The organism is Pseudomonas sp. P5_B2 (assembly GCF_056400445.1).
In genome coordinates this window covers 1-10,472 of record NZ_JBFULH010000134.1, presented here as the reverse complement: position 1 = coordinate 10,472, position 10,472 = coordinate 1, and the positions used below count along the sequence as shown (strand labels likewise).

Genomic DNA, 10,472 nt, shown 5'->3' with positions numbered 1-10,472 from the left:
GCTTACTCGGGGCTACCTGTCATGCCCGGAGAGAGATGCAAAAAAGCCGCACGATTCGTAAATCGTGCGGCTTTGTTTTTGCGGTGTGTATCAGTCGTCTTGTTTGTTTTTCAGGACTTCGCCGGTGGCCGCATTCACATCCACGTCCCATTCAACACCTTTGGCGTCGCGCAATTCGACTTCGTATTCGTAGCTGTTGAAGTGGTTATCCAGATCGCTGTCGGTAATCGTGGCACCCGGGTGCAACTTCATAACGATCTGGTTCAGTTCTTCCAGCGGCTTGATCTTGCCTTCTTTGACCAGCTGAGGGATCTGATTGACAGGAACGTCTTTAGCCTGAGCCAAGCCAGCGGTGAGGGTCAGGGCAGTAGCGGTGAACAGGGCAGTCAGGGTTTTCATGAGGTTCTTTCCTTGGATTGATCTGTTTAATTGGGGCCAGATTAGCGGTGGCAACTTAATTCATCCTTAATTCCAGAAAGCCATCGCTGGCAAGCCCGCGCCTATAGGAGCATGGCTTGCCAGCGATGGCCGCACCCCGGTCCCGAATCAATACCCATTATTCTGCAGCAACTGCGCAACAGTCCCCGCCGCCGGCCGCTTGTAAAACTTCAACAACTCACTGGCGCGATTGGTAAAAATCCCATCAACCCCGGCATCCATCACCTTCTGGTAATCCACCGCATCATCAATGGTGTAAACGTGCACCAACAAACCCTGATCGTGGGTGAACTGGTTCATCCACGGTTTCACCAAATCAGAGTAGCTCTGATCGCCACCTTGGCTCAACGCGGCGGAAGGGCCGGTGCCGATGGCGCCCTGGGCCTTGGCGTACTCAACCCATTGCTGGAACTCGGCTTTGTCTTTGGGTTCTTGTTTGGCGTAGTAAGTGGCCTTGTCCTTGTCGCCGGACTCGGCAAACGTCACCTTGGATTGCGGCTCGATGCTGCCTTCACCGACCCATAACAGCAGGATCTTCGGCACCTTCGGCATTTCTTTTTGCAGCAGTTCGAGGCTGCTCTTATCGAAGGTTTGCAACACCACTTTGCCTTTGCCCTGACCGACCGCCACATCACTCTTCGCCAGTTTCGAACCAACCGGACTCAGCCAGCCACGGTCCTGCAACTTGTCCTTGAGGTCGCGCTCGATGCCGGGGAATTGCTTCGGTTCTTTGGTCTCGATGTACAAGCCGGGCTTGTGCAGCGGGTTGCCTTGGGCGATGTCGATGATTTCGTCCAGAGTCAGGATTTTTAGCCCTGCGTAGGAAGGACGTGCGCGATCCGGGTAAGCCCTATTGAACCAACTGCCGGCGTCGAGGGTTTTCAGCTCGGCGATAGTGAATTCGTTGGCCAGGCTGTCCTTGCGCTCAGGGAACTTGGTGGCGACATCTGTGGTGCGTTGCAGATTGTTGTCGTGCAGGGCAAACAGCACGCCGTCCTTGCTGCGTTGCAGGTCCATCTCCAGATAATCAGCCCCCAGGTCCCGGGCCAGTTTGTAGGCGGCGGCGGTGGATTCCGGCGCATCAAAAGACGCGCCACGGTGGGCGATCACCGCCGGGTGCGGAATGCCCAGGCGGCTCGCCAACGCGTTCGGGGCGGGCTCGCTGGCGGCCTGTACTTGGCCGAGGCCGAGCATCAGACTCAGCAGCAGGGCGCTTTGGGTGAAGGTAACCGGCATGTCGAGATCCTTTCGCAGAGAGATTTTCAAAGACCTCACTTTTAACAACTGAGTGTTACCAGCGCTATCGCCAGACCGACATAAACGTGTTTGAAACAGATTTTTTCAGCGCCTATTTGTGCTGCTTTGCAGTACTCTTGGCCACGGAAGTTTCCCCGGAAGAGGGAAGCCCGCGTCGTTTCCCTTGCGTGTAAACCATCGATCACCGGTCGTTACCGACCTTTTGTGAGGTTTATATGCGCATCACTTCCGAGCTCATCTGCCAGGCCGCCGACCAACTCAACGGCTTTGTCGGCCTCAACCGCAAGACCGGTCAATACATCGTGCGATTCAGCGAAGACTCGTTCGGCATGGACGTGGCCGATGACGGCATCATACCGGTCAGTGAGTTTGTCTGGGCACCGGGGCCGGAACAGGCCATGACGCTCAAGCGCGAGTTRATTCAGTTGCTGCTGGATCAGAACATCGATGAGCGGATCAACATTACTGAGCCGTTGCGGGTGTATATGCAGCGGCGGGAAGTGCCGGAGATTGCGGCGGTGCGGAGTCTGGTGCGGGGTTGAGTTTTGCGATTACTGTGATGGCCCCTTCGCGAGCAAGCCCGCACACACATTGAATCTGCAGTGCAACATAGATCAAATGTGGGAGCGGGCTTGCTCGCGAAGGCGGCCGAAAGGACACCACAATTTTCACAGCTGAAACCGATAATCCCGCTCAACCCTGCACACCCGCGTCTGACACGTCGAATACCAGGTCGAGCGCCCACGCTCACGAATCTCACTGTGCTCGGGATGATGTTTCCACGCCAGAATCGCCGCTTCACTGGCCCAATACGAAACCGTAATCCCCAGCCCTTCCTCGCTCCGGGCCGATTCCACGCCTAAAAAGCCCGGCTGTTCACGGGCCAGTTCCACCATGCGCTCAGCGGCCTCGGCGTACCCCTGATCGCCTTCGGTGCGCAACGACGTAAAAATCACCGCGTAGTAAGGCGTCGTCGCGATCATGATTTCTGCCTCAAGCAAGCGTTAATGAAAGCGCGGACCAGCGGCGGCATCGTCCCTTTGAGCGCTGCACGTTCCGGCTGAAACAGCGTGGCAACGAAGAACGGATGGCCCTTGAGCTCAACCGCCAGCACATCCCCCTGCGAATCGTGGCCAACGGCTGCTAGTTGTTGGGTCAATAACTCACGCTCGAACACCGGATTCACACCGAAGCGGCAGCGATATCCTTCGCTTATTTCAGTCGTTTCATACGCATTGGCGATCAATGAACCTTCAACCAGATGAATACTGTCGACAGCCTCCACGAGCGAACAGGTCAGCGGMGTCAGGAGGGCTCGCACGGCATCAGGATGTGTTTCACCGTGTTCGGCATCTGCCCAATCCAACACCTGTCGGGCGAACTCCAATACGGCATGTTGAAAACCACCACAGGTGCCAAGGAACGGTCGCCGCTGCTCCCGGGCAAAACGGATCGCCCGTAACACCCCGTCGATGTCGCGATAAGGACTGGCGGGCACGCACCAGAAACCGTCGAAGTCATCGAGCGGCGTGTCGGCGTTGATCTGGTCAGTGTCCAGCCAGTGGAATTGCACGTTCAGCTTCAGCAGTTCGGCGGCCATGCCGAGGGCAACGGGAATGGCCTGGTGGGCGGTGACTTGAGGGTCGTAGTCACCGATCAGGGCGATGTGGATGGCGCTGGTTTCCATGAGTGACCTCGATGCTTGTTGAATGCTGGCACCCACTATAGATTGGCGTTCATGCACTCAACATTGGCGTTATCCCAAGTGATCAATGCAGCGACGCACTATCGGCTCGACTATCCCGACCTGGCCTTGATCCTCGCCCTGGTGCGTGGCGGCTCTCTGGCCCGGGCATCGAGCTTGTTGAAAGTCGACGTTTCTACGGTGTTTCGCGCTGTCCGCCGCCTGGAAGCGGCATTGGGTCAACAACTGTTCGAAAAGAGCCGCGCCGGCTATTTGCCAACCACGCTCGCGCAAACCCTGGCCGAGCAGGCTGAGCGCGCGGAACAAGCGTTGGACGCGGCGCGAATTGGTGTGGAGCAGGGCGGGGAAGTCATTAGCGGCACCGTGCGTCTGACTTGCACGGACTCGGTCCTGCAAGGCTTGCTGCTGCCGGCGCTGGCGCAGTTCATGCCGTCCTACCCGGCGCTGACCATTGAGTTGAGCACCTCAAACGACTTCGCCAACCTCAGCCGCCGCGATGCCGACATCGCCTTGCGTTTGACGCGTACACCGCCTGAACATCTTGTCGGTCGACGTCTGGCGGATATTTCCTACCGGGTGTGTGCCAGCGCCGGGTATCTGAAATCGGTCGACCCTGAAAACCTGGCCTCGCTGACCTGGATCGCGCCCGACGATTTTCTGCCTGACCATCCCACCGTCGCCTGGCGGCGTCAGCATTTGCCGGGCGTCACACCGGCTTATCGCTGCAACAGCATGTTGTCGGTAACCGAATTGGTGCGCGCAGGGTTAGGTGTCGCGGCATTGCCGGATTTTTTGATCGGCGACACGTTGCAACCGCTGACCGGGCCTTTGCACGGYTACGACACCGCGCTCTGGTTGCTGACCCGCCCGGACTGCCGTGCACTGCGCTCGGTGGTGACGCTGTTTGATGAGTTGGGACGAGCATTGCGATTGCCCTGACCGAGCGCTAAACCGTTGGCGGCGCTTTGCGCACGAAGTGCTGATGCATCTCCGAGGTCAGGTTTTCAATACGTTCGGTAAGAGTCTTGGTCATCTCGGTGAGCCGAGTGTTTTGTTCGAGCAATTCCAACAATTGTGCGGTGTTTTTTGCGGCCTGGGCCTGACGTTCGCTGTTGGCCACGGCGATGGCCTCACGGTGCTGCGCATCGGCTTCCGATTGCGCTTTGTCGCGCGCAGCCTGACGGGTCTGGGCCAGCAGAATCAGCGGGGCGGCGTAAGCCGATTGCAGACTGAACGCCAAGTTCAGAAGGATGAACGGGTAGATGTCGAAATGGGTCACGCCAAAGACATTGAGACACACCCAGAGCACTACGATCAGCGTCTGCGCACCGAGAAAGGTCGGCGTGCCAAAGAACCGCGCGAAGGCTTCGGCACGCAGGGCAAATTTGTCGTTGCCGAAGGTAGGCGCCAGGTGGGCGTGAGGGCGGTGAAAGCGCAGGTGATCGACGGGAGGGGGGGACGTGGTTTCGGTGGTCGGGGTGGTCATGATGCTCTCTGTATGGCGCTGGGACTGGGGCTCACTATAGCCCCCGCGCCAGATTCATTCTGAAACACATTGCACTGACATATTCAGTGCCGACCAATGAAGGGTAAGTGGCGGAAATTGTCACTTTTCGCAGACTTGATAACAGGCCAGGAACATGTCCAGCGTCGACTCCACCACGGTGCTCTGCATCTCCGGTGACAGGCCCGGCAGCCCCATGGAAATCTGCGGCCAGAACGCAAAGGATTTGAGCATTCCCTGGATCTGTTGGGCGGCAAAGGCGGGGTCGACAGGTTTCAAACGACCATCGAGCTGGGCCGCGCGGATCCAGATGGTCAGGTCTTCTTCACGCTCACCCATTCTGGCGACCATGTTCTGCGCACGTTCGGGAGAATGGATGGTGGCGGCGATGGTCACCCGCGCCAGATCGAGAAAATTGTCATCACCGAGCATCTGCAATTTCGCCTGAAACATCAGACGCATTTGATCGCGCAGTGGCAGGTCAGGGTGGTAGGGCGTTTCTTGTACTGCCGTCAGACGTGTCCAAAGTTGATTGAGGATTTCGGCAAACAACTCTTCCTTGCTCGAGAAGTGGTTGTACACCGTACGCTTCGACACGCCAGCAGTGGCGGCAATCTTGTCCATGCTGGTGATGTCGAAACCGTTGGCACGGAACTCGGCAATCGCCGCCTGAATAATGGCTTCGCGTTTTCGGTCGGTGAGGCGCTGTGGAGCTGTCATAAGTACGCTTCGGCAGGAGGCAGAGGAAAATTACACTCGGTAGTTTACTTGTGATCGGCTTTGATGCAACCTAGAAACTACACTGCTCAGTGTAATGTTTTGTTAATCCTGCGCAGCGAAAAATAGATCGTCCGGCTGATGCGTGCGTGCTTTGGCCATTTATCGTCCCACCGTGAAAGACCTAAATCTTGCGGTTTTTCTGGAGTCACTCAGTCATGGCCACTTCAACTTCCTCTGCGGATAACGCCACTTTGCCTGAAGCTTCTCGTCAGGCCGAAGGGCTCTTTCGAAACCATGCCCCCGTGCAACGCGAAGGCGGTCGCAAAATGTTGCGCATCATGTGGAACATGATCTTCCACAAACCACGCAACACCCGCCCGACCACCCCGGTGCCGGTACAAACCCTGACCCAGGCGGCGTTGATCTCTGCCCCCAACCACAGCGTCTACCGCCTCGGCCATTCCACCGTGCTGCTGAAACTGCGGGACAAATTCTGGATCACCGACCCGGTCTTCGCCGAGCGCGCTTCACCGGTGCAATGGGCCGGCCCCAAGCGCTTCCACCAACCGCCTATCAGCCTGGAAGAATTGCCGCCGATTGAAGCGGTAATCCTGTCCCACGATCACTACGACCACCTCGATTATCACGCGGTGCTCAAACTGGCGGACAAGGCCAAATACTTCCTCACCCCGCTGGGTGTCGGGGACACGCTGATCAAGTGGGGCGTCGATGCCAGCAAAGTACGCCAACTCGATTGGTGGCAGGGCACCGAGGTGGACGGTATCCAGTTCATCGCCACCCCGTCGCAACACTTTTCCGGCCGTGGTTTGTTCGATGGCAACAGCACGCTTTGGGCGTCCTGGGTGATGATCGACGGCGACACGCGGATCTTCTTCAGCGGCGACAGTGGTTATTTCGATGGCTTCAAACGCATCGGCGAACAGTACGGCCCGTTCGACCTGACGCTGATGGAAACCGGCGCCTACAACGTCGAGTGGCCGCACATTCACATGCAGCCGGAAGAAACCCTGCAAGCGCACATCGACCTTAAAGGTCGATGGTTATTGCCGATTCACAACGGCACCTTCGATTTGTCGATGCACGCCTGGTTCGAGCCCTTCGACCGGATTCTGGCGTTGGCCTGGGAGCGCAATGTGTCGATCACCACGCCGCAAATGGGCGAGGCGTTTAACGTGATGTATCCGCAGCGGGGGAGTGCATGGTGGTTGGAAATGGAAAATTCGATGAAGGAAAAAGGGCAGGTGGCTTGTAGGGGCTACAAGCCTGGATGAGGTTTCCTACGGTGCGGACTTCTTTTGGCTGACAGTCATTTCCTACTGTTTGGGTAGGCTGTGCATCGAGTGAGATAACTCACTCGTGATTAGCCAAAACAAGGAAGCTGTAAATGAGGGACGTTTTAAAAAACCGCATGACTGTACTGGCGCAAATTATTCTGCTATCGGCCACCGGGTCTGCATTTGCTGGCAACAAGCCAACGGCATCAGCCACTCAGATGCTTGAATATGCGAGCGCTAGCGAACTGGCTGAACGGATGGAGCGCAACGAACTTACTTCCGTAACGCTGGTGGAGTATTTAAAGGCGCGTATCGATACGCTGGATAAGCAAGGTCCGGCGATCAACGCGATCATTGAACTAAACCCTCAAGCCATGGACATTGCCAAGGCAATGGACAAGGAACGTCAGGACGGAAAAGTTCGCGGCCCGCTACATGGCATTCCGGTGTTACTGAAAGACAACATCGATACGGCAGACCAGATGCAAACCAGTGCGGGCTCGTTGGCCATGATTGGCCAGCCGGCTGCGAACGATGCTTTTGTCGTTAAACAACTTCGTGATGCGGGAGCCATCATTCTCGGTAAAACCAACATGAGTGAATGGGCTTATGTTCGCGAAATGGGCTTGCCTCACGGCTGGAGCGGTCGAGGCGGCCAAGGTAAAAATCCTCACGTACTGAGTGGCGAAATCTGTGGTTCCAGTTCCGGTTCTGCGGCTGCAGTAGCCGCCGGCTTCGCACCGTTGGCCATCGGCACTGAAACCAACGGTTCGATCACTTGCCCTGCTTCGGCAAACGGCGTGGTGGGCGTCAAGCCTACGTTGGGTCTGTTCAGCCGATCAGGCATCGTTCCAATCACTCGACTGCAAGACACACCTGGCACCCTCACTCGCACCGTTCGTGACGCTGCATTGATGTTCAATGCCCTGCAAGGCGTCGATGCCACGGATGCCGCAAACAGCTATGCTCCAATGGGCGTTGACTACACCGCGCTGCTCGCCACGGATGCACTGAATGGCAAAAAAATCGGATACCCGAGCGAGTACACAGGCACGAATGGCACAGTGCTTAAACCTGCTGTTGAGTTCCTGATGGCATTAGCCACGCTGGAAGAACAAGGCGCTACTCTGGTGCCGTTGAAAGTCCGACTGCCGGATCTGGATGGCTATTTCAACACCCTCATGGCAGGCATGAAACATGAACTGCCCGAGTACCTGGCCAGCCGATCAGGGTTGCCCATTCAGACGCTTCAACAGTTGATCGACTTCAACGAACTTAATCCGGGCGCTGAAGGCTATGGGCAGCAAATGCTTAAAGAGATCAACGAACTGGACATGACCCACGCACAGGCAACCGAACTTTTCGGCATCCTCAACGCCAGCTTTAAGGCTGCCATTGATGAGCAATTGGCTGAACATAATCTGGATGCATTATTCGCCGACGCTGATGGCTACTCGCAATTCAGCGCTGCAGTGGCAGGCTATCCAGGTATTACCATCCCTTCGGGCATGAATAACGACGGTCTGCCAACCTCCGTGTTTATCTTCGGCCCGCGCTGGAGTGAACCTCAACTGCTGGCGCTGGCTTACAGCTATGAACAGGCATCGTTAGAACGCCAGAATCCGACGTTTAAAAAGTAGAACTGCGCGTTTTGACCGTGAACACTTGATCCTCTGCTGTCGGGCTGCTCGCCATGGAGTGGCCCGCGATCTTTGCCACGGTCAAAGCGCGAATGTTTCCACCCAGTATTTCATCCAGCTCTACCGACGTCAGTCCGAGCTCTCGCGCCGCTTCAGYGTTACCCAGCAGACCCGTATCAAGCCGCATCCCTATTTTCATAAGGTATTCGGCCTTCGCCCTTACCTCATCGATCCCATTCATTCGCTGAAACCTCACTCCACCATCGCATAATCCGCACGCCCTACCGGGTTCGGCGTAGACCCTCTCACATTCATCCCTCGACCCGGCGCAAACCCTGGGAAGAACACCAGCCCCTCAGCCTCAAATCGATACGCCAACGCCAGCCGGGTAACGTCCAGCACATCGCGCTTGGCCTCAAACCGCTCGATGGCCTCTATTGAAACCCCGGATTCCCGGGCCAGTTCATCAACGCTCCAACCAAGCATCGCTCGGGCCTGGGCGCAGTGGGCCGGGGTGAATTGGAAAAGGGCGATACGTTCCAGGGTGATTTTCATCGCATGAGAGGCCATGGTGTTCTCCGGGCTCGAGAGTGCTGATTTAAAATGTACTGTGTTTTTGTACAGTTGTTTTGCGCCCGGATCAAACTCATTTTTTTGTTTTTGCTATTTTGAGGCTTCCATCCAGACGGACGGTGGCTGCCCCAGTACGCGACGAAACATAGTCGAGAACGCGGCCGGGCTGTCATAACCGAAATCCAGCGCGATGCGCGTGACCGCCGTGCCCGACGCCAACCGCGCCAGGGCCAGCACCACGCAGGCTCGCTGCCGCCACTGGCTGAAACTCAGATCGGTCTGTTGTCGAAACAATCGATTAAACGTCCGCAGGCTGATGTGCAATTGATCGGCCCATTGCTGCGGCGATTGGTGGGCATTCGGCTGCCGCAGAAACGCCTGACACAACCCCAGCAACCGCGCATCGACGGGCAGCGGAATGTGCAACGGCAGGTGAGTGCTGCGCGCCAGTTCATGCAGCAGTAAGTCGATCAGCGCACCGTCACGCCCGGCCTCGTCATACGTCAGCGGAATCTCCACCGCCTCCATCAACAAATGCCGCATCAACGGCGACACACTGATCACCTGGCAGCGATCCCCCAGATCAACCGCCGCCGGTTCGATATACGCACTGCGCGTACTCACCCCGAGCATCAGCACCTCATGCGCCATCCCCGGCGGAATCCATACCGCGCGCTGAGGCGGCACCACCCAATTGCCGTCATGCGTGCTGACCYGCATCACCCCRGTGGCGCCATACAACAACTGCGCCCGCCGGTGTGTATGACGAGGCAACAAATGGCCTTGAGAATAATCCGTACCAATCGCCACCACCGGGCGAGGCGTGTCATCCAGCAGATCAATCGAAACATTGCGCATTGAGCGGCTTCCGGCGGTTGGCGTAAACGCGAACAATATTGGCTGACTTGCTGAGGCAGGCCAAGGCCCATCGCTCTATCGTCGACCGCTCCCCATCAACGGACGACCCGCCATGTTCTATCTCCTGCTGACACTCTTCGGTTGCATGACCGGCATCACGGCGGTGCTGTTCGGCTTCGGCGGCGGCTTCGTCGTGGTGCCATTGCTCTACCGCATACTCACTGCCAGCCATGGCGCCGACGACCCCGTCGGCCAATCGGCGATGCACATTGCCGTGGCGACTTCGACGTGYGTGATGATCGTCAACGCACTGGTCGCCACTGGCAAACATCAGCGCGCCGGCAATCTCATTCGCCATTACTTGTGGCCTTTGGGCGGGTTCATTGGTTTGGGAGCGGTGGTTGGAGCGGTCGCCGCGATGTGGGTAAGTGGCGAGGTGATTCGGTATGCGTTCATCGCGTATTTGGGCGTGACCATTGTGG

14 protein-coding genes are annotated in these 10,472 nt (G+C 57.2%); 5 read left to right on the top strand and 9 right to left on the bottom strand.

Features of this window, described 5'->3' with window-relative positions:
• Positions 1–90 precede the first annotated feature (90 nt).
• Positions 91–399: a PepSY domain-containing protein gene (locus tag AC1DRJ_RS13190; RefSeq protein ID WP_477802541.1), complete on the bottom strand. Its 309-nt coding sequence runs from the start codon at positions 397–399 to the stop codon at positions 91–93.
• Positions 400–546: 147 nt separating this feature from the next.
• Positions 547–1,674 (bottom strand): glycerophosphodiester phosphodiesterase, encoded by a 1,128-nt coding sequence (locus AC1DRJ_RS13185; RefSeq protein ID WP_477802540.1) that lies wholly within the window; start codon positions 1,672–1,674, stop codon positions 547–549.
• 236 nt (positions 1,675–1,910) lie between these two features.
• Here AC1DRJ_RS13185 and AC1DRJ_RS13180 point away from each other — a divergent pair, with 236 nt between their 5' ends.
• Positions 1,911–2,237, top strand: a complete 327-nt coding sequence (locus AC1DRJ_RS13180) for a DUF2025 family protein (RefSeq protein ID WP_477802539.1) — start codon at positions 1,911–1,913, stop codon at positions 2,235–2,237.
• Between the two features lie 126 nt (positions 2,238–2,363).
• On the opposite strand, the gene AC1DRJ_RS13175 is transcribed toward AC1DRJ_RS13180, so the two are convergent.
• On the bottom strand, positions 2,364–2,678 hold the full coding sequence (locus AC1DRJ_RS13175; protein WP_477802538.1) for an antibiotic biosynthesis monooxygenase family protein: 315 nt from the start codon (positions 2,676–2,678) through the stop codon (positions 2,364–2,366).
• Positions 2,675–3,382 (bottom strand): CTP synthase C-terminal region-related (seleno)protein, encoded by a 708-nt coding sequence (locus AC1DRJ_RS13170; RefSeq protein WP_477802537.1) that lies wholly within the window; start codon positions 3,380–3,382, stop codon positions 2,675–2,677. Before AC1DRJ_RS13170 ends, AC1DRJ_RS13175 begins: the two co-directional genes overlap by 4 nt.
• Before the next feature lie 15 nt (positions 3,383–3,397).
• Here AC1DRJ_RS13170 and AC1DRJ_RS13165 point away from each other — a divergent pair, with 15 nt between their 5' ends.
• Complete coding sequence (locus AC1DRJ_RS13165; RefSeq protein ID WP_477802536.1) at positions 3,398–4,339, top strand: LysR family transcriptional regulator; 942 nt, start codon at positions 3,398–3,400, stop codon at positions 4,337–4,339.
• 7 nt (positions 4,340–4,346) lie between these two features.
• On the opposite strand, the gene AC1DRJ_RS13160 is transcribed toward AC1DRJ_RS13165, so the two are convergent.
• Positions 4,347–4,886 (bottom strand): DUF1003 domain-containing protein, encoded by a 540-nt coding sequence (locus tag AC1DRJ_RS13160; RefSeq protein ID WP_477802535.1) that lies wholly within the window; start codon positions 4,884–4,886, stop codon positions 4,347–4,349.
• A 120-nt stretch (positions 4,887–5,006) separates the two neighbouring features.
• A complete protein-coding gene (locus tag AC1DRJ_RS13155) occupies positions 5,007–5,624 on the bottom strand; it encodes a TetR/AcrR family transcriptional regulator (RefSeq protein WP_477802534.1) in 618 nt (205 codons plus the stop codon).
• Between the two features lie 215 nt (positions 5,625–5,839).
• Between AC1DRJ_RS13155 and AC1DRJ_RS13150 the strand changes: the two genes are divergently transcribed.
• A complete protein-coding gene (locus AC1DRJ_RS13150; RefSeq protein ID WP_477802533.1) occupies positions 5,840–6,916 on the top strand; it encodes an MBL fold metallo-hydrolase in 1,077 nt (358 codons plus the stop codon).
• Positions 6,917–7,029: 113 nt separating this feature from the next.
• On the top strand, positions 7,030–8,559 hold the full coding sequence (locus tag AC1DRJ_RS13145) for an amidase family protein (protein WP_477802532.1): 1,530 nt from the start codon (positions 7,030–7,032) through the stop codon (positions 8,557–8,559).
• Here the strand turns inward: AC1DRJ_RS13145 and AC1DRJ_RS13140 are convergent.
• The 3 genes from AC1DRJ_RS13140 to AC1DRJ_RS13130 all read right to left on the bottom strand — a co-directional run bounded on the left by AC1DRJ_RS13140 (position 8,549) and on the right by AC1DRJ_RS13130 (position 9,990).
• On the bottom strand, positions 8,549–8,800 hold the full coding sequence (locus AC1DRJ_RS13140; protein ID WP_477802531.1) for a hypothetical protein: 252 nt from the start codon (positions 8,798–8,800) through the stop codon (positions 8,549–8,551). The two genes, AC1DRJ_RS13145 and AC1DRJ_RS13140, sit on opposite strands and share 11 nt — an antisense overlap.
• Positions 8,801–8,811: 11 nt before the next feature.
• The gene (locus tag AC1DRJ_RS13135; RefSeq protein WP_477802530.1) at positions 8,812–9,129 is read right to left on the bottom strand and encodes a helix-turn-helix domain-containing protein; all 318 of its coding nucleotides are present in this window, start codon (positions 9,127–9,129) and stop codon (positions 8,812–8,814) included.
• A gap of 93 nt (positions 9,130–9,222) precedes the next feature.
• On the bottom strand, positions 9,223–9,990 hold the full coding sequence (locus AC1DRJ_RS13130) for an AraC family transcriptional regulator (RefSeq protein ID WP_477802529.1): 768 nt from the start codon (positions 9,988–9,990) through the stop codon (positions 9,223–9,225).
• A 112-nt stretch (positions 9,991–10,102) separates the two neighbouring features.
• Between AC1DRJ_RS13130 and AC1DRJ_RS13125 the strand changes: the two genes are divergently transcribed.
• The coding region (locus tag AC1DRJ_RS13125; RefSeq protein ID WP_477802528.1) for a TSUP family transporter at positions 10,103–10,472 on the top strand (370 nt) is incomplete at its 3' end.